This is a genomic window from Tolypothrix sp. VBCCA 56010 (genome assembly GCF_050875635.1).
Lineage (GTDB): Bacteria > Cyanobacteriota > Cyanobacteriia > Cyanobacteriales > Nostocaceae > Hassallia.
The window spans coordinates 1-19,686 of sequence record NZ_JBPAOH010000005.1 but is presented as its reverse complement, the minus strand read 5'-3'; the positions used below and the strand labels follow the sequence as shown (position 1 = coordinate 19,686).

Annotated in this window: 17 protein-coding genes and 1 pseudogene; 9 read left to right on the top strand and 9 right to left on the bottom strand. The window is 44.0% G+C overall.

Annotated features, from left to right (window positions below; translation table 11 throughout):
- The first annotated feature begins 17 nt into the window (after positions 1–17).
- Positions 18–668 carry a phosphoribosyltransferase gene (locus AABK37_RS02785; RefSeq protein ID WP_432550089.1) on the top strand — a complete coding sequence of 217 codons (651 nt, stop codon included), beginning with the start codon at positions 18–20 and terminating at the stop codon, positions 666–668.
- A gap of 310 nt (positions 669–978) precedes the next feature.
- Entirely contained in the window at positions 979–1,608 is a 630-nt protein-coding gene (locus AABK37_RS02780) for an HPF/RaiA family ribosome-associated protein (protein ID WP_432550088.1), read from the top strand.
- A gap of 168 nt (positions 1,609–1,776) precedes the next feature.
- On the opposite strand, the gene AABK37_RS02775 is transcribed toward AABK37_RS02780, so the two are convergent.
- From AABK37_RS02775 to AABK37_RS02765, 3 genes are all read right to left on the bottom strand, one after another.
- Positions 1,777–2,277 carry a hypothetical protein gene (locus tag AABK37_RS02775; protein WP_432550087.1) on the bottom strand — a complete coding sequence of 167 codons (501 nt, stop codon included), beginning with the start codon at positions 2,275–2,277 and terminating at the stop codon, positions 1,777–1,779.
- A gap of 196 nt (positions 2,278–2,473) precedes the next feature.
- Positions 2,474–2,980 (bottom strand): pyridoxamine 5'-phosphate oxidase family protein, encoded by a 507-nt coding sequence (locus AABK37_RS02770; RefSeq protein WP_432550086.1) that lies wholly within the window; start codon positions 2,978–2,980, stop codon positions 2,474–2,476.
- Between the two features lie 318 nt (positions 2,981–3,298).
- Positions 3,299–6,625: an ATP-binding protein gene (locus tag AABK37_RS02765; protein ID WP_432550085.1), complete on the bottom strand. Its 3,327-nt coding sequence runs from the start codon at positions 6,623–6,625 to the stop codon at positions 3,299–3,301.
- 660 nt (positions 6,626–7,285) lie between these two features.
- Here AABK37_RS02765 and AABK37_RS02760 point away from each other — a divergent pair.
- Complete coding sequence (locus AABK37_RS02760) at positions 7,286–7,648, top strand: hypothetical protein (protein ID WP_432550084.1); 363 nt, start codon at positions 7,286–7,288, stop codon at positions 7,646–7,648.
- A 384-nt stretch (positions 7,649–8,032) separates the two neighbouring features.
- On the opposite strand, the gene AABK37_RS02755 is transcribed toward AABK37_RS02760, so the two are convergent.
- The 4 genes from AABK37_RS02755 to AABK37_RS02740 all read right to left on the bottom strand — a co-directional run bounded on the left by AABK37_RS02755 (position 8,033) and on the right by AABK37_RS02740 (position 11,865).
- Positions 8,033–9,664, bottom strand: a complete 1,632-nt coding sequence (locus tag AABK37_RS02755; RefSeq protein WP_432550083.1) for an NB-ARC domain-containing protein — start codon at positions 9,662–9,664, stop codon at positions 8,033–8,035.
- 122 nt (positions 9,665–9,786) lie between these two features.
- Entirely contained in the window at positions 9,787–10,176 is a 390-nt protein-coding gene (locus tag AABK37_RS02750; protein ID WP_432550082.1) for a hypothetical protein, read from the bottom strand.
- Positions 10,176–11,324 (bottom strand): RNA-guided endonuclease InsQ/TnpB family protein, encoded by a 1,149-nt coding sequence (locus AABK37_RS02745; RefSeq protein ID WP_432550081.1) that lies wholly within the window; start codon positions 11,322–11,324, stop codon positions 10,176–10,178. Before AABK37_RS02745 ends, AABK37_RS02750 begins: the two co-directional genes overlap by 1 nt.
- Positions 11,227–11,865, bottom strand: a complete 639-nt coding sequence (locus AABK37_RS02740; RefSeq protein ID WP_432550080.1) for an IS607 family transposase — start codon at positions 11,863–11,865, stop codon at positions 11,227–11,229. The genes AABK37_RS02745 and AABK37_RS02740 overlap by 98 nt, the downstream gene beginning before the upstream one ends.
- A 273-nt stretch (positions 11,866–12,138) precedes the next feature.
- On the opposite strand from AABK37_RS02740, the gene AABK37_RS02735 reads away from it, so the two are divergent.
- From AABK37_RS02735 to AABK37_RS02710, 6 genes are all read left to right on the top strand, one after another.
- The gene (locus AABK37_RS02735) at positions 12,139–15,123 is read left to right on the top strand and encodes a PAS domain-containing protein (protein ID WP_432550079.1); all 2,985 of its coding nucleotides are present in this window, start codon (positions 12,139–12,141) and stop codon (positions 15,121–15,123) included.
- A 21-nt stretch (positions 15,124–15,144) separates the two neighbouring features.
- Entirely contained in the window at positions 15,145–15,297 is a 153-nt protein-coding gene (locus AABK37_RS02730; RefSeq protein WP_432550078.1) for a histidine kinase, read from the top strand.
- Positions 15,298–15,314: 17 nt separating this feature from the next.
- The gene (gene tmk / locus AABK37_RS02725; RefSeq protein ID WP_432550174.1) at positions 15,315–15,950 is read left to right on the top strand and encodes a dTMP kinase; all 636 of its coding nucleotides are present in this window, start codon (positions 15,315–15,317) and stop codon (positions 15,948–15,950) included.
- Between the two features lie 80 nt (positions 15,951–16,030).
- A complete protein-coding gene (gene pepE / locus AABK37_RS02720) occupies positions 16,031–16,747 on the top strand; it encodes a dipeptidase PepE (protein ID WP_432550077.1) in 717 nt (238 codons plus the stop codon).
- Between the two features lie 24 nt (positions 16,748–16,771).
- Entirely contained in the window at positions 16,772–17,692 is a 921-nt protein-coding gene (locus AABK37_RS02715; protein ID WP_432550076.1) for a DNA polymerase III subunit delta', read from the top strand.
- Between the two features lie 34 nt (positions 17,693–17,726).
- Positions 17,727–18,137, top strand: coding sequence for an ester cyclase (locus AABK37_RS02710; RefSeq protein ID WP_432550075.1), 411 nt, complete (start codon positions 17,727–17,729; stop codon positions 18,135–18,137).
- 286 nt (positions 18,138–18,423) lie between these two features.
- Here AABK37_RS02710 and AABK37_RS02705 read toward each other — a convergent pair.
- Both AABK37_RS02705 and pgmB read right to left on the bottom strand, forming a co-directional pair.
- Positions 18,424–18,639, bottom strand: a pseudogene (locus AABK37_RS02705) (KGG domain-containing protein); the annotation flags it as partial.
- A 335-nt stretch (positions 18,640–18,974) separates the two neighbouring features.
- On the bottom strand, positions 18,975–19,686 hold a 712-nt coding region (pgmB, locus tag AABK37_RS02700; protein ID WP_432550074.1), incomplete at its 5' end, for a beta-phosphoglucomutase.

The following is a 19,686-nucleotide window of genomic DNA, read 5'->3' as shown; positions in this document are numbered from 1 at the left end:
CTATCAGCAGTTTAGTTATGTTATTTAAAGACCGAAGGTTGGCGGGTCAAGTGTTGGCAGTGAAGTTAGCAGCTTATGCTAATCGTGCCGATGTTTTGGTGTTGGCACTACCAAGAGGAGGTGTACCCGTCGCTTTTGAAGTTGCGAAAGCGCTAAATGCTCCTTTGGATGTTTTTGTAGTTCGCAAATTGGGTGTCCCCGGTCAAAAAGAATTGGCGATGGGAGCGATCGCTTCTGGGAATGTGAGAATACTCTTAGAAGATATTATCCGTCAGGAAAAAATAGCCACCGAAGCAATTGAGAAAGTAACGGCGAAAGAACAACAGGAACTAAATCGTCGCCAAACTCTTTATCGAGGCGATCGCCCCAAGCTTGCGATCGCTGGACGTACTATCATTTTGATTGATGACGGTTTAGCGACGGGTGCAACTATGCGGGCAGCGATCGCCGCATTGCACAAACAACAACCTGAAAAAATCGTTGTTGCCGTGCCGGTTTCATCACCGCAAACTTACCAAGAGATTAAATCTCTCATAGACGAAATCATCTGCGCCGACACACCCAGCCCTTTCTACTGTGTTGGTCTTTGGTATGAAAAATTTCCGCAAACAACCGATCAAGAAGTCCGCGACCTGCTCAATCAAAGTTTTAGAACTTCAAAGCTTTAGTTCTTGATAGCCGTCATCAACTGCAAGGAATGCAAAGTGCATAAAGCAAACAGGGTGTAGGGTGTAGGGTGTGGGGTGTAGGGTGCAATTGGATCGGTGTAGCACCGAACCTGCTTGTTGACACCGTAAAAGACGGTGGGGTTTTAAACCCGGTTGCACAATTCGTCGGGATGTACAAAAACAAGTCTTTCCCCACACCCCACACCCCGCACCCCACACCCAAGAGCGAAGCGACGATAAAAATTCTTCTCTTTCTCCCGTCTTGTTTTCTGGCTTCTACGTTCTACGTTTTACTTAATCAAACAAAAATATGAAAGTTCCACCAGAAATTACCTATCGCAACGTTGACAAAACTAATGCACTTGATACCTTAGTTGAGGAAAAGATTGCCAAGCTGGAGCAATTTTGCAATTACATTAGTAGCTGCCACATAGCGATCGAAAAAATTAACGATCGCCCGCGCAGTGGTTCTCCTTACCGAGTGCGAATTGATCTCACCGTGCCGCCCGGTCACGAACTCGTGGCAGAAAGCAATCCCAGTGATACTAACCAGTATGCGCCAGTGGATGCGGTGATCCGAGATGCCTTTAATGCCGCTACTCAGCAGTTGAGAAAACTCACCCAGCGCCAAAATGAACATGATAAGGGTCAGAACCACGACAACGCAGTGGAGACAACAGCGCTTGTCACCAAGCTTTTTCGCGATGGGGGCTATGGCTTCCTCAAAGGCTTAGATGGTCAGGAAATCTACTTCCACCGCAATAGCGTACTAAATGACGACTTTGACCGCTTAGAAATTGGCACGGGTGTCCATTTTTTCTTGAGTCAGGGTATAGAAGGTCCCCAAGCAAGCACTGTCAAGATTGTTGACAAGCCAGGTGTCCGCGCTGGCAAGTCAGATGAAACCTTAATCGAGCCACCTCTTGATTGGAGGGAATAACCGTTTCTCACCCCTTGGCATAATTATCTCTTTCCCAGGCTCAAGCCTGGGAATGCTATTTGGGCTTGAATGATGCAAAAATTTCCTGCATAATCATCGCTCCAAAACCCATACTTTTAGGGGCTTGGGGCAAGTTTTACCTAAGTCAAAATCAGGCGGGTGGGGATTCTATTCTGCATAACCTTGAATATTCTCAGGCTCAAATGAGCGCAACACACGAGTTGCCTGACGAGTTAGTTCTTCCTTACCCTTGACTACAATTAGATATTTGCCCTCATTCAAGCGATTCCGATAAGGCAAAGCATCGCCACTGCCAACTGTCAAACCAACGCCACCACCGACTAGAAAAGCACCCAGCGCACCAGAAGCAGCTCCCAGCAGACCCCCGATGAGATGATTACCCAAACCGCCAATTGGCAAGATTTCGATGCCTGTGAGGAAATTGAAGGCGTAACCTGCTACGAAGCCAAAGGGAATTAGCCAGTAAGCCTGTCTAGTTGCGCCTTTGCGAGCTTGCTGATTAGGATCGATCAGTCCATATTCATCAGCACTTTTGTAGCCATTTCCGAGAATGTCAACTTGCTCAGTTGGTACACCTTCTTTCTCAAGGGCAGTGTAAGCCTCTTCTGCTTGGATTCGGTCTGACAAGACCGCAACAAGATAATTCATAGTTTATCTACACCTGCTTATGGGAATAGTTGGGCAAATGTGACTTTGCCTAATTATTGCGTAACGAACGTACAACGCTGCAAATTTAAATTAATTTGCGTGAAAGTCAATAGCTGGTTGTAGAAACAGCATAATTGCCCCCACTGCCACAAGAGATAAAGTTACCCAAAAGAAAATTTTCATTTTGTTTCTACCTTTACCCTAAAGTGATTTTTTCGTTTTCGCCGCTACTAGCTTTTTCACCCGTAGCAATTGCTTTTACCAAACCAATTGTGTGCGCCACAAAGCTGGATGGTGCATCCCAATATTCGGCTTTGACGACATTCACTTTGATCAAACCAATATCCGGTTCGTCTAATCCTTTGGGAAACCAAGCTTTGAGTTCCGGCTTCCACAATTCTTCAATTTTGTTGCGGTCTTTGACTAATTGTGCTGTGCCGGACATAGAGACGTAACACTGTTTATTAGGTGCGGCAAAACTAACATTAACCTGTTCGTGTTGTTCGATTTCATCTACTTTATGAGAAGGAGCGTAGGTGAAAAACCAAAGAGTACCATCAGATTCAATTTCGCCATTCGTAGACATAGGGCGACTGTGCAAACTTCCGTCGTCATCGATGGTGGTTAACATGCCAAAGTCAATATCTTTGACTAGTTCGCGCAGCTTTTCAATTTTTTGATTTTGGTCTGTATCAGTTGTCATTGATTATTACTCTTGTCTTTATTTCAAAGCTTAAGCTTGAGCGTTTGATTACAGCCCGTTGCGACGAATTGTAAAGCTCTTCTTCTTTGTTAACGTTTCTTTTACGTATCTGCGTGAGCCTTGAGATGTATTTCTGCAAAAATCATTCTCTTAGCTATATCCATAGAGGTAGAAAAATAATTCGTAGTGAGCGGTTCACCGCTCATTTAAGGGCTGAAGCCCTTACTACTAAGAAGCACGTTTATTCCTAATGAGCGCAACGCCTGTTTGCTCAGGTTCGGTTGCTACAAGCTGCGCTGCTTGAGCCTAAGTATAATTTTATTTTTCAGCCAGCGGAAGCACAACAGTAAAAGTAGCTCCTTGTTCCTCTCCTGGGCTTGTTGCTTGTATAGTTCCTTTATGAAGCTCAACGAGGTGCTTGACGATTGAAAGCCCTAATCCCAAACCACCAAACTTGCGAGTAGTAGAGGAGTCTGCTTGCCGAAAACGGTCGAAGACATACGGCAGAAATTCCGGCTTGATGCCGTGACCTGTATCGCTTACTGTTAAGACAACGTGAGAATTTACTTTCTCAACTGACACCTGCACTGTTCCACCTGTGGGAGTAAACTTAATAGCATTAGAAAGAAGATTCCACACTACTTGTTGTAGTCTGTTCGGGTCGCCAATTATCGGACTGGGTACGGCTTCTATTACTGTTTGAAGTCGGATGTCCTTGGCTGCAACAGCGGGAACAAGAGATTCGATCGCTTTTTCAATCACCAAGTTCAGATTGACATTTTTAACATCGAGTCGAATTTTACCAGAAATTATCCGGCTCATGTCGAGCAAATCTTCCAGAATCTGCGCTTGCGCTTTAGAGTTTCTCTCAATAGTATCAAGCCCCTTCTCGTATTGTACCGTACTAAGTTTTCCCTTACGCAAAAGCTGGCTCCAGCCGAGGATAGCGTTAAGCGGTGTGCGAATTTCGTGAGAAAGAACTGCCAAAAATTCATCTTTGAGGCGTCCGACTCGTTCTGCTTCTGTACGAGCTGCGCGTTCGCTTTCTAAAAGTGCCTCGCGTCGCTGTTCGAGTTCTTTGCGATCGCTAATATATCGAAAATTAACTGACAATCCATCAAAAGAGGGATAAGCGTGTACCTCTACCCACTGCTCGGAGAAAGGAGACAGTACTTCAAAGTGTACCGCAACTTGATCGCCGACGGCTTTATAATATTGCTCTTCAAGAACGCTGCCCCTAAGCATTGGGTATTCGTCCCAGAGGACTTTTCCCAGCAGTTCAGAGCGGGTTTTACCGATGTATTCTTCACATCGCTGATTCACGTAAGTAAATCGCCATTGCCGATCTAAACCATAAAAGGCATCTGTTACCCGTTCGAGAATAATTGCCCGTTCTTGAGCTGCTTGGATCTCCGAGCGAGAGCGGGCTGCTTCTTGCCGCAATCGAGCGGTTTCCAATGTTGCTTTGACACGAGCCAATATTTCTCTAGCGCTAAAGGGCTTTACTAAATAGTCGTCTGCTCCCGCTTCAAGTCCCTCTACACGCGATTCTTCACCCGCACGAGCCGAAAGCAGAATAAGCGGTACAGAGCGTGTACGCTGGTCTTGACGCAGCCGAGTTAGAAGACCGAAGCCGTCAAGTTTTGGCATCATTACATCACTCAGCACTAAGTCTGGCACTTGTTCTTGTGCTGCGGCTAAAGCTCCTTCGCCATCTGCCACGGCGATAACTTCATACTGCGTGCTTAGAAGCTTTCGCAGATATTCGCGCATATCAGCGTTGTCGTCTGCCAGAAGTATGCGCGATCGCCCCCCCATTGACCGATTTGCATCATCAACTTCATCCGGCAACCACCGCAGCGCTTCTTCTACAAATGCATCGGCACGAATGCTGGTTGGGGTAAGTATGCGATCGCTTGCGATTTGGTCTACAGTCAGGTGCTGCTTGCCACGAGGAATGGAAACAATGAAGGTACTTCCACCGCAGACGCTTTCGACGCGGACACTGCCACCGTGGAGTTTGGCGAGTTCTTGGACGAGCGCTAGACCAATTCCGCTGCCTTCGTGGGTTCGAGCTTGGGTTCCTTCAATGCGGTGAAATCGCTTAAATACGTTCTTCAGTTCAGATTGAGGAATTCCGCTGCCTGTATCTTCAATACGAAGCTCGATGTTGCCCTTGAATGCTCGTTGCTCAACTTTGATGTAACCGCGTTGCGTAAATTTCAAAGCGTTTGAAAGTAAGTTCAGGACTATCTTTTCCCACATATCCCGGTCTACATAAACCGGTTCGGATAAAGGTTGACAATCGACGATAAATTCTAAACCTGCCTTTTCAATTGCCGAGCGAAACACACTAGCCAAGTCTGCGGTGAGTGTCGCCAAATCTGTAGGTTCGTAGATGGCTTGCGTTCTACCCGCTTCAAGTCGCGAGAAATCCAAAAGCGTATTGACTAATTTTAGCAGTCTTAAACTGTTGCGGTGAGCTATGGTAATTTGTTCCCGCTGACTTGGGGAAAGATGCCGATCGCGTAGCGCATCTTCTAATGGACCGAGCATTAAAGTTAGCGGGGTGCGGAACTCGTGACTGACATTGGAGAAAAAGGCGGTTTTTGCGCGGTCAAGTTCGGCTAGCATTTCCGCTCGTCGCCGTTCTTCTTCGTATGCTTGGGCGTTACGCACGGCGATGGATACTTGACCTGCAAGCAGTTCGTAGAACGATCTGTATCCTTCGTCAAGAAAGCGGTTGGGGCTGATGCCGGCTACTAAAACGCCAAGCGGTTCTGTTTGAGTTGATGAAGCGATCGGCATGACGAGTGCTGCACGCGTAGGTTCGTTCCAGGGACCACCCGGTAGCAAGAATAAGCTATCTACACCTTCAATTAAAACTGTTTCACCCGCAGCAACTCGCGCCAGCGACCAGATATCACTTTCTGATTCGGTAATATTAACAGAGACTAAACTAAGAAGCGCTTCAGAGGGCATTTTTACTTTACCACAAAGCCTGAGAGTTTTTCCATCTGGCTCGCGCAGATAAATTAGTGCAAACGGCACATCAAGTGGGTGTTCGGCGATCGCTTTTGCTACATCGCGGCATGTTGTTTCTACACTGCGCGTTTCGCCTGCGAATGATGCCAAATCTCGGAGAAGTCGTAACCTGCGATCGCCCAATATCTGCTGAGTGACTTCGCTACACACGCAAAACATCCCGACAATTTCTCCGGAATCGTCCTCGGCGGGTGCGTGAGAAAGGCTAAAATAAGATTCTTCACGATAGCCTGAACGTTCTAAAACAAGCATCTGTGCCGGAACCCAGTTCGCTACGCCTGTTACCATCACTTCTTCAATCATCGGACCGAGCGTATCCCACGCTTCGGCGAGGGTAATTCTAATATCCGTACCCAGTGCGGCGGGATGCTTGTCACCGATAATGTCAGAATAGGCATCGTTATAAAACTGAATCAGATTTGGTCCCCATATCAGAATCATTGGATACCGTGATGCGAGTAAAATCCTCACGGTGCTTTTCAGACTTTGCGACCATGTATCTATCGAACCGACAGGTGTGTTTGCCCAATCGAAAGTACGCATCCGCGCTTTCATCTCACCGAGTCCGGGGAAGGGGTCTGTTTTATGCCCGTCCTTCATACCTATTCTTTTTCCTTCCCTTCACTGATTTGATACTTTTTACTTAAATTCCAGAGTCAATGATTCGTTGAATCTTGTAGGTTGAATAATCACGCTATATTAAGCTTGTTGGAGAAATTGCCAATAATCTCCCAATCTGATTATGACACAAATGCGGCATATCGGCGGCGATCCTTTTTTGACAACGACTCATAGTATCGTTGCATTTGAACTTCAATCTCACCAGGGTAAGGACGCATCATCTACCAGTTCATCCATCTACCCTTCTAGTGTATAAATATCAGTGGCAGTATTACACCTTATTTAATCCACAATCCTAAGTTCCTATATTAAATTCGGGCAGTCGTTGATTGAATTCGGACAGTCGTTGATTAAATTCGGGCAGTCGTTGATTAAATTCGGGCAGTCGTTTACTGAATTCGGGCAGTCGTTTACTGAATTCGGACAGTCGTTGATTGAATTCGGGCAGTTGTTGATTGAATTTGGGTAACCACCAAGAATTTACATAAAGCTATTTGATATTTTTGTAGTAAATAATTAAAAAGATACTGAATAATGCGGGTGTCAAATAACCCTAATTCTGTCTATCCTAGTGCTGTACAGTTCAGGGTAGAAGTCAGTTTTTATCCTGGCGCATTATTAATAATAGGAAAGTGATTTATGTCACGTCCCAAACGCGGGTCTAAAGTACTTGATAAAGCGCAGCGTCGGATTGCAGCTTTGAAATCGATTAGTCCCACCTTAGACTTAGGCAATGGGGTAACAATTAACTCCTTTGCAGCCGCTATCAAAACAACGCAAGACAAGTTAGAAACATATAACTCAAGCCTCTCCACTGTGGATCAGACTCAGGAAGCCTTAGAACTTGCTGAAAAGTCGCTGATGGAACTAACAGAACATACGTTAGTCAGTGTAGCTGCAAAGTATGGCAAGAATAGCGATGAGTACAAAATGGCAGGAGGCGTTCGTCGAAGCGATCGCAAGCGTCCGGTGCGTCAGCCTAAACAAGGGGCTGTTGCTTGATAAGGTCAATCCGCAATGCGTTTAGATCCCCCTAAATCCCCAGATAAATTGGGGGACTTTGATTCCAGTTCCCCCCTTTTTAAGGGGAGCCAGCGCGGTCTTCTCCCAAGGGGAGACACCAAGGGCGATAGCGCAGCGTTAGCGAGTCCGCGAGCGTCTGGGGTCTCCCCAAGTGGAGCAACTGGCGTGGGTTAGGGGGGATCAACAAGTGCCTAAAATCACAGCTAACCACTTTTTAAACAACCTCTTACTCCATGTCGGGAGTTTAGTTCTTTTCTTCTTGGGTAACAGGGGTTTAATAATCTCCGACTCTTTATCTGTCAAGCTGCTTGAATATGGCATTTTTCCCAAATTATACTCTTTTACCAAGATCCCAAATGGATTCTATAAACAGCTGTACAATGACCAATTGTCTGTCACCGATGACAAATTAGTGTCGTCACTCAAATACCAACTTATGACCCAAAGCTGGTATTTGAATTTAATATGAATTAGGGTACGCAGTTGTTCTCCAGTTTGCCAATTCCAGACTTTGAGGGTGTGGTCAAGGGAACCAGAAATCACGTACTGGCCATCTGGGGTGAGGGCAACTGCATTTACCCAGCTACTATGACCTGCTAGGGTACGTACTAAGGAGCCACCTGGGGGAGCCAAGCTGGCTGTTTGGGGAAGCAAGCTTGGGGTTTTGCATTGCTGCGCCTGCTTTAACAATGCCTGAATTTCTGAACTTTCAAAACCCAGCAACCGCCCTAATAATTGCCCTGGTAATTGCTGTTTATCTTGATTTAAAATATGTGCCGACAGTCGCAATGCACCTTGAATTAACTGTAAACTCTCATCCTCCGGCAAAAAATCATAATCTGCTAGCAAAGCATTAACATTAGTGTTCTCCAACTTCGCCTGCAACCAGCGAAAATCACACAGCAGTTGTTGTAATTCCCTTGGACTTCCCCCAGCCAGCAAGTGATAGGCTAAATTTTGCCAGATATAGCCGTCATTTTCTAAACTATGCCAACCTTCAGAGTATTTTTCACTATAGGCATTTAATAGACGATTGTGCAAAAAACCTATCCTTCCACTTTCGGTTACTAAGGTGGCGTGCTGCTTTCTGACATAATCAAACTGCAAGTCATGCAACCGTAAATTTCCGACTTCATCCCGCAAAGCCAGAGATTTACTCACCAATTCATCAATCACATCTTGGGTATCAAACTCATCTAACCCCAAGGGTTGCCAAAAAGTCTGCAAGACTGCTTCTGGTATGGGTGTATCTTCAGGAAAGACGGCAAAATCTAAATATCGCTGTTGGTAATTCTCAGACATATCCTCCACACTCACCTGAATTGCCTTGAGTAAATTCGGATAAGGATAATCGGGAAACTGTTGTTTGATTTTCTCTAAATCAGCACTACGTAGTTTTTCTAAAATATTATGCCAGCGATTTGGCGGTTTAAAGCGCATCATCGCCCCTACCATCGCCAATGCTAAGGGCAAATATCCACATTCCCGCGCTACCTGCAAGATGACATCATTTTGCTGTGTGGGGTCAATGATCTGCGGTTGATTTGCCCAATCTGCCAAAAGTGCTAACGCCTGTTGTGCATCTAAAACCGCAAGCTGATATTCTTCCCCTCCTAACCCTGTAACTATTGCTACATTACGGGTGGTAACTAACATTTGACACCGTTCTCCTAACACATCAAACGCCGTCGCATCATCCAAACGCCAAATATCATCCAAAATCAGCAAGCAAGCTTTATCTGCAAACAGCTCTCGCAACCGTGCTTTCGCCAATCCAATCTCGGTAAAGGCCGCTTGCAAGTCGCCTAACGCCTGAGCAAGATAGGATTGCCAAGTCAAAATCTGGGGTGTTTGTCCAAATGTTACCCAAAACACCCCATCAGGAAACGCCTTTCTGACCTCTTCATCCCGCGCCAGTGCTGTAGCTAAGACTGTTTTACCAATTCCGCCCATTCCTTGCACACCAACACGGCGGCTTTTCCCTGTAATCCCCACAGGTTGTTTTGTTAGCAACAATACCTTGTGTTTTAAGGGCGTAAGTTGTTGGGGACGGAGTAAAAAGTGCGGTGGTAATTCTGGGACATTGGTAAGATTTCCTAAAGGTAGATGATGGGGAGTTAGATTAGTTTTTTTTTAATTTCAGGAATCGACTCGCCAGACACGCCAGCTAACATAATCGCATTCTGGGCAATATTAAAAGCAAACTCTACAGGCGAACTTTGATCATATTGGGGATTGTAAGCCAGAAGTGCATCGTAAAATCCCACAACAAATTCAATTGCCGCTTGATCTTGGATTTGATCGTTCATGCCAATCACATAATTGATGTGTTGGGCGATCGCTTTTGCTTGGACTTCGGAGTAGCAAGCATTCAACAGCACACATTCTACTTGATTAGAAAACTGTCCAAAAAGTCCAGCTAATGCTTCTCCCGTAACTAGCTGTTCAAATCCGGTTTCATCTTCAAAAGCTAATCCTTGTACCGATACCTTTTTGCTAATATTCATTAACAAATACACTCCTTAAGGGAGGGCGTATCAACCAATGCACGAAGGAAAATCCCTCGCGCACCATTTAGATCCCTCGACATTACCCGCCCGTCAGATGGAGACTTGACGAATTTAGCACCACCAAGCTTGTGGATTATTTCGCCAGTCCAACTGACTGTTTTTGATGTATACGCCTCGTTAACATCCATTACTACTTTGCCTGTTTCAAAAGCCTTGTGTTTAAGGAACTGTTTAAAACGGTAGTGAGAAAGTGTTAACATTTGGCGTACTGATTTTGACCTAATTCGCCGCTTTGCCTTCTTAGACATCTGGGATGTTTCAAAAGTTGGTAGCAAAATAACGTCAAAGTTATCAACCAAAAAACGAGCGGCTTTCTTGTGCAGTTCGTCTACAAAATTTTTGATTTTACCTCGCAGTGAACTTGCAGCAAGCTTCATTCTTCTTTTTGAAGTGCATTTGGCTTTAGTGAGTTTAGAGATTAACTTGTCTAAACGGAAGCATAGCTTCTGAATTTGCAAATTAGCAGATGTTCCAATTTCACCAAAGCTAGATTCAGAAAAGAATGTGATAAATGTCCTGATGCCGGGGTCAAGCGCCACAACACGTCCTTGGTTATCAGACTTTTGTTGTGGCACGTTCTCTGGAACTGTCAGATAGTAATCACGATAAGCAAATACTAAACGACAGTCACCAAAGTTTTGTGGCAAGGCTTCTTTGAAGGTTGTCTTACCCAATATAGTGTGGTAAATTCCTAAGTCTTTTACCGCAGACTTGGGAATGTAGCAAGATTGTACAGCGTCTTTTCTTGATCTGAATCTAACCTTGCTAATACCACCACCATTTTTAAATTTTTTCTTAGCATTACCGACAGCAATACATGCATCTTTAATAGCGATTGACTTAATTTGATAAGGGACTGACTTACTCCATTCTGGGAGTCCATTTAATATGTCAGTTTTAATCGCCTTCCAGTTAGCTTTGATACTAGAGTCTTGTAATAATTTAACGGTGGTGTTGTAGACAAATCTAGACACACCAAACCACTGCTTAAGAATCTGCCTTTGTGCTGCTGTGAGGAAGATCCGGATCTTCCTTGATTTTTTTACTGTACTTCCTGAGTCCGTGCATCCGACAAGAGAAGACATGGAGGATGGAGAGAAGATCCGAGGTAAGTTCGGATTCTGGAGACAGCCACGTGGGCGGGTCTCCCGACTTGAGTGGACTGTCGTGGCAGTGTACAGTATTGTCGAGAACCACGATTTGTCCACCGTTTTGTTCGACCATATACTGAATAAGCTCGAATCCAAATCTTGCGAGTCGGTCACGACAGGCAATAATAAGCGTGAGCTTATCTCCTTGCATAAGTCTGTCCAGTAGGGTTTGCAATCCTTTTCGCTTGAAGTTGATTCCACTGCCGATATCTTTAATGATTTCGGCATCTGGGTAGAGGGACTGCATGTAAGCGATTTGTCTACCAAGATCGTCTCGTTGTTTGGTTGAACTGACTCGGCAGTAGCAAACAAGGGAAGCTCTAGTTGCACCACGGAGGTAGGACTCGACATCAAAGAGTCTTTGTCCTGCTTCGTTTTTAATGCTTTGGATTTTCCCATTATCTGCATACTTCCTTAGCGTGTTTGGGTGCAGTCCGAGTTTTTTAACTGCTTCTCGTAGTGGTACATAAGCCATACCACTATATTAGCATTTGTGAGATTATATGAGTTATTATTAGCAAATAATTAGCTATTGGCTAGCCTTGGCTTCGTGGTGAAGAAACTTAGCCGTGTCAAACTAGGAATTTTTAGAAAATAAGGGGAGGTTAGGGTTTTGAGTTTTTTGCATAAATTGGCTGATCGAACATACTATATTTAGTTTGAATTTGTTTTCTACCCTTGGGGGGAAGAAATAGGATTTGCAGTTGTGTGATAAAAAATAGGCGGTAGACAGTCAGCCTTTGAGATAATGCCAGACGCGGAAAAGTTCCAAAACCAGTTGGCTGATAATTTGTTATCGTTGCACCAGCAGATAAATAAACAAGCGAATTACTCAATGGTCGCAACTGTTGAAAAAGGAATGGTGCTGCAACTTGCGGACGGTACTATCCAAGCTAGCAATACGGCTTGTGAGCGCATACTTGGACTGAGTGCCGAGCAGCTGATAGGGCGTACTTCGGTGGATCATCCTTGGCAATCGATTCGTGAAGATGGCTCTCCTTTCCCTGATGAGACTCACCCAGCGATGGTAGCATTGCAAACAGGAAAGCCATGTTTGAATGTGGTGATGGGTTTGTATAAGCCAAATGGTGAGCTAGTCTGGCTATTGCTGAACTCACAACCTTTATTTTTGGCTGGAGTCACAAAACCCTACGCTGTTGTGACAACTTTTTCTGAGATAAAAAAATCGGCTGTCTCAAGACACCAGACAGAATACCAGGCAGCAAGTATATCTGAACAAGATAGAGAAATTGGCTTGCGACATAACGAACAATTTGAACTGGCAGCGGTTAATTGCCTATTTTACGATTGGGAGATTTCGCGCGGTACTGTAGAAAGAACTCAAGGTTTGACTGCGCTTTTGGGATACACTCAACAAGAAGCCTCACCGACGCAACAATGGTGGCAGCAGCTTGTGCATCCGGATGACTTGCAACGAGTTGATGAGGAATTTAAAATCAGTTTGGCAAAAGGCGATCGCTATAAAATTGAGTACCGGGTGCGTCATAAAGATGGTCATTATGTGTGGCTGCAAGATCGAGGGTTTGTTGAGCGGGATGCAAATAATCGCTTGGTTAGGATAGTTGGCATTATAATTGACATTAATGACCGGAAAAAAACCGAAGCAGATTTACAACAAAGTGAAGAACGCATTCGGCTTGCAACCACAGCGGCTAATCTGGGTATGTGGTTTTGGGATTTGACCACCGACGAATTAATTTTTACTTCTAAGTGTAAGGAACTATTTGGATTCGCACCCGACACCACAATTACTTACGAGCTTTTCCTGAATACTTTGCATCCAGAAGACCGGCAACGCACCGATGAAGCTGTTAGTAGCGCTCTTGCCCGAAAGTTAGATTATGATATAGAATACCGCGCTGTTTGGGCTGATAAAAGCGTGCATTGGCTTGCCGCTAAAGGTCGAGGCTTTTATGATGTTTTTGACAAGCCAATACGCATGATGGGAACAGTTCAAGATATTAGCGAAAATAAACAAGCTGAAGAAACTCTGCGTCAAAGTGAAGAACGCTACCGTTTCTTAGCTGACACTATTCCAGAAATGGTCTGGACAACTAATGCTGAAGGTCTGGCAACTTACGTAAATCAGCGTTGGGAAGAATACACCGGGTTAAATTTAGAGGAAACTGCTGGCTACGGCTGGAGAAAAGTACTACATCCGGATGACTTGGAAATATCTGCACAACTGTGGACGAAAGCACTCTCAAACGGTACACCTTACGAAGCTGAACATCGTTATCTGAGAGTTCCTGATGGCACATATCGTTGGCATTTAGTACGAGGTTTACCGATAAAAGACGATCGAGGACGCATCGTCAAATGGTTTGGCACTTGTACAGATATTCATCAGCAAAAACAAATCGAAGCAGAACGTGCCCAAATTTTAGAGCGAGAAAAAGCCGCTCGTCTGGAAGCAGAAGCTGCCAACCGCATCAAAGATGAATTTCTTGCTGTACTTTCTCACGAATTGCGATCGCCTCTCAATCCGATTTTAGGATGGGCAAAGTTACTTAAAAGCCGCAAGTTTGATGAAGCAGCGACATTTCGGGCTTTGGATACCATCGAACGCAATGCGAAATTGCAGATTCAACTAATTGATGACTTGCTGGATGTCTCCCGCATACTGCGAGGTAAACTATGTTTGAATTTTGCTGCCTTTGATTTAGCAGTTGTAATTAATGCCGCAATCGAAACAGTCAAATTGGCAGCACAAGACAAATCTATCGAAATGCATCTGCAAATTGAGCCGAATATAGGTAAAGTTTTGTGTGATTTCAATCGCTTGCAGCAAGTCGTCGGCAATTTGCTGAATAATGCCGTTAAATTTACCCCAGCAGGGGGACGAATTGATATTAGGTTGTCGGTGGGCAGGGGGCAAGGGGGACAAGGAGACAAGGAGACAAGGAGACAAGGAGACAAGGAGACAAGGAAACAAGGAGATAAAGGGACAATTGTTTCTCCCACTCTCCCCATCCCCCACTCTCCCCATCCCCCCCTCTCCCCATCCCCCCCTCTCCCCACTCCCCCCCTCCCCCACTCCTCCTACGCCGAAATCACCGTTACGGACACGGGTAAGGGGATTTCCAGTGAATTTCTGCCCCACGTTTTTGAATATTTTCGCCAAGCAGATAGCAGCACTACCCGGAATCATGGTGGGCTGGGGCTGGGTTTGTCGATTGTTCGCCATCTGGTAGAGTTACATGGCGGCACTGTGACGGCTGAAAGTCCCGGAGAAGGAAAAGGAGCGACTTTTATTGTCACATTGCCTTTAATTGAGGAAAGCAGCAAACAAGAGAAGGAAAATAAGACAGAAGCGGAGAATGTTAACTCCTTACCTCTGGCAGGAATACGAATATTATTAGTTGATGATGAGATAGATACACGCGATTTTATGAGCTTTTTGCTACAACAGCAGGGAGCGATAGTAAGTGAAGCTTCATCGGCAAGTGAGGCGCTAAAAGCGTTTGCCCAATCGCCGCCAGATATATTACTGAGTGATTTAGGAATGCCGTTGGTGGATGGCTACAGTTTAATTAGTCAAATCAGATTGATGTCTCCCAAACAAGGCGGAGAAATTCCGGCGATCGCTCTTAGCGCTTATGCTGGAGAAAGCGATCGCGATCGGGCATTTGCCGCAGGTTTCCAAAAGCATATCGCAAAGCCAGTAGATCCGACGGAATTACTAGCTTTGATTGCAGATTTGCTTGGATAATGGGGCAATGGGCATTGGGCAATGGGCATAGGGCATTGGGCAATGGGCTTTTTTAATTTGGGTCAAAGGGGAAAGGGGAAAGGGGAAAGGGAAAGAATTATTACCAATGCCCCATGCCCCATGCCCATTGCCCCATGCCCAATGCCCCATGCCCAATGCCCAATTCCCAATTAGCAATATATAAAAAAAGCATGAATGGTAAATTAATTGTATTTGAAGGGGTGGAAGGTTGTGGTAAAACTAGCCAAATACAACTTTGTCAAGAGTGGCTGCACAATTTAGGTATTTCAGTTGTGGTTACTCGTGAACCTGGGGGAACTGCTTTAGGTTTGGATTTGCGACGCTTGTTGTTAAAAGCAGAAAATAAAACAATATTCAACACCACAGAATTATTGTTGTATGCTGCTGATAGGGCGCAACACGTTGAAGAAGAATTAAAACCGAATCTCGAAAAAGGTAATATTATCTTGTGCGATCGCTATACTGATTCGACTATCGCTTATCAAGGTTACGGTCGCGGTTTGGATATAAATTTAATAAATGTGCTTAATTTAATTGCGACTGGTGGGTTAGAAAGCGATATTACCTTATGGCTTGATGTCGATATTGAAGTGGGACTAAGCCGCAAACGCAGCAGTGGCGATGTTGCTGATAGAATTGAACTTGAAGCGATCGCTTTTCATCGTCGCGTCCAAGAAGGATACGCTCAACTGCAAGCATCTCAAGATAAAATTGTCCGCATAGATGCTAGCTTAAATAAAGAAGCTGTGCAAACAATGATTCAGACAACTTTAAGCGATCGCTTGAAAGCTTGGGGTTATGTATAATATAGTATAGTAAACTTTGGGGAAATACAGTCACAAATTGTTTTTCAGTATACATCATTAATATACTTAAATTTATTGCTATGACAAAAAAATTATTATTACTCAGTAATTCAACTAATTTTGGTGAAGAATATTTGTTTTATCCGCGTCAGCAAATTAAAAATTTTTTAGGTAGTTCAGTTAAAAGAGTCTTGTTTATTCCCTTTGCTGGTGTGACTTCAAATTATGATGAATATACTGCAAAAGTTGGAAAAGTATTTCAAGATATAGGTTATGCCATAGATGCTATTCATGTAGGAGAAAATTATCACGAATTGATAAAAAAAGCAGAAGCCATAGTAGTTGGAGGTGGAAACACTTTTCATCTGGTTCATTGGTTACATAAAACCGGAATTATCGAAACCATCAGAGAAAAGGTAAACAATGGAACACCTTATATCGGGTGGAGTGCTGGCTCAAATGTTGCTTCTCCAACATTAAAAACAACCAACGATATGCCAATCATTGAACCTGTAAGTTTTAATGCCTTAAATCTAATTCCTTTTCAGATAAATCCTCACTACACAGATGCTGTTATTCCCAATCACAATGGAGAAACAAGAGAACAAAGAATCAGAGAATTTTTAGTTGTCAACTCCGATGTTTATGTAGTTGGTTTACAAGAGGGAACTATGTTAAATATTGAAGGTGAATCTATGAAATTGATTGGCGATAAACCAATGCGGTTATTGAAGTTTGGCGAACCCCTCGTTGAATATGATTCCAATGCCAACCTCGATTTTATTCTAAAATCTTAAAAATAAATGTACAGTCACTGACTAATGACCGCATTCGCACAACTTGTAGGACAACAGCAAGCAGTAGAATTACTGACTCAAGCTGTCAAACAAAATAGAGTTGCACCAGCTTATTTATTTGTCGGTTCTGAGGGTGTGGGACGCAGTTTAGCAGCGCGGTGCTTTGCAAATTTGCTATTTTCTCATTCTGTAGAAACGAATCGTTTGCGTCAAGAAAACCATCCAGATTTGTTCTGGGTACAACCAACTTACCAGTATCAAGGACAACGACTCACACCACAAGAAGCGGCAGAAAAAAAACTGAAGCGGAAAGCACCGCCTATAATTAGGTTAGAGCAAATTCGCGAAGTTACACAATTTCTCAGCCGTCCGCCGATGCTTGCGCCAAGAAATGTGGTAGTTTTAGAGCAAGCAGAAACAATGGCGGAAGCTGCGGCAAACGCTTTGCTGAAGACTTTGGAAGAACCAGGACAAGCGACGTTAATATTAATTGCACCTTCACTTGAGTCTGTGTTGCCGACTTTAGTTTCACGCTGTCAGCGCATTCCTTTTTATCGTTTGGATGCAGTGTCTTTGGCTCAGGTTCTCAGGCAAACAGGGCATGAGGAAATTTTACAACATGAGGCGGTGTTAAGTATAGCATCTGGGAGTCCAGGGGAAGCGATCGCATCTTTCGAGCAATTGCAAGTTATTCCTAATAAGTTACTTCAAGCTGTGACAACAGCCCCAAAAACTTACCGCGATGCTTTACAATTGGCGAAAGAAATTGATGATTTAGATACAGAAGCTCAACTGTGGTTAATTGATTATTTGCAGCAGTCTTATTGGCAGCGATCGCATCAACCAAGTATTATTAATTGCTTAGAGCAAGCGCGTAAATATCTACTTTGTTACGCTCAACCGCGCTTAGTTTGGGAATGTACTTTGATAGCGATGAAAAATTAAGATAAGTATACTTTCAATATTCTCAGAATATTATATGAGAACGCCAAAAGAAGTCCTGACAATTTGGGTTGATGCATTGAATGCGCGGAATGCTGATGAAGCAGCTGCATTATATCATGACGATGCAATTAATATTCAGGTAGCGGCTGATGCTCCATTACACGGAAAGCAAGCAATCTTAGAAAATTTCATTGAATTCTTCCAGGCTTTTCCCGACAATTATACCCATGTTGAAAATTTATTTGAAGATGGAGAGTGGGCAATTATCGAGTGGAAGGGTGGAGGGACATTTCTGGGAGAATTTGCGGGAATACCTCCCACTGACAAAAAATATACTCTACGTGGTTGTGGTTTCTTTCACATTACAAATGGAAAAATACGTTTCCAACGTGGCTATTGGGATAAATTAACTTGGTTTGAGCAAATAGGTATTACTGTAAATTAGCATGAGTTGGATATAAAATAAAACATGCGATCGCTTTTCGTCAATCGCATGTTTAAATCAACAGCACATATCTTCCTTTTTTCGATACTCTTGAGAACTTAGGCATGTGTCAGACATATCTTGTGATTTGAAAACTCGTAGTGAGCAGTTTACTGCTCTTAATAAGCGTTTCAACGCTTACTACGAATGCTTAAGTTCTATTCTTATTGCCCTATGCTTAGTAGGAATTTATCCAAACCGCGAACTTCCCGACGCTTTATTATCAGTCTTTTTTGCCACCGCCGCTGTGGGAATTTTTGCCACCCTCGCGACCGATTTCAGACATATGCTCTCTATCTTGACTGGTAGTTTCGCCACCCTTGCGTCCAGCTTCACGAGCTTCTTCAGATGTAAACTCGTGAGCGGTGCCTTTCTCATGGGCAGCGTGTCCACCCTTGCTGGCAATTTCACGTTGCTTATCTTCATCCATCGAAGCAAAACCGCGATTACTTGTATCTGACATGATATACTACTCCTTGAAACTGATTAAAGTTTTTGGTTTTTTCAGCCAAGAATAAGTTTTACCGGCTTTTTATCTTGGCTGATTTCCTGTATAAAGTTAGCTCTCATAGTCAGCTGTATTCATGTGTCTTTTGGGAGAAAGATTTAAGTCTGAGTTTCATCTTCAGATATAACCTAAGTTATAGTTACAAAACATGAAATATTCCCCCAAAACTGCGAAACCAAGTTAATAGTTTACTGCCTTTCTGAAGCGTTAAAACAGATACGTTGTGATTTTAAAACTCGTAGTGAGCAGTTTACTGCTCTCAAGAAGCGTTAAAACGCTTACTACTATCGCTACTGTTTTCGAGCAACATTATCCAATTTGGCGCGGATATCTGACCAGTTAGCATCTGCTAAACTTGGTAGGACAATGTGAGCAGCACCAACTCGCTCAACTGGTCCGAGTCCGATCGCCCACATACCACCTTTCTTAGCTGCCTCAATACCCGCAGCTGCATCTTCGACAACTACACATTGCGCTGGTTGAAGTCCTAATTGATGTGCCGCGAACAGAAATAAATCGGGTGCTGGTTTGGGTTTTTCTACACTGTAACCATCAGCGATCGCATCTATTTTACTGGCAATTCCCAATCGTTCTATAACTGCTCGAGCATTCTTACTCGCAGAACCTAAAGCTATTTTAATTCCCGCTTGTCGCAGTTCATCCAAAAAAGATACCGCTCCAGGTAATAAATCGGCTGGGGAGATGTTTTCAATCGATTCTACATAGTAGCGGTTTTTACGCTCCATCATCTCCTGTATCTCTGCTTCTGAATACTTTTTGTGATTTCCGATTATCAGCAGCAACGATTCGCGACGCGACACACCCCGCAAAGCTTCGTTAGCTTGCCGAGTAAAAGGTAAACCTTCTTCATCTGCCAATTTCTGCCAAGCTAAATAGTGAAACTCTGCCGTATCCGTCAGCACACCATCTAAGTCAAAGATGAACCCCCGGATGTCGAGGGAGGATGGGGAGAGGGGGGGAGTGGGGGAGGGGGAGAGGGGG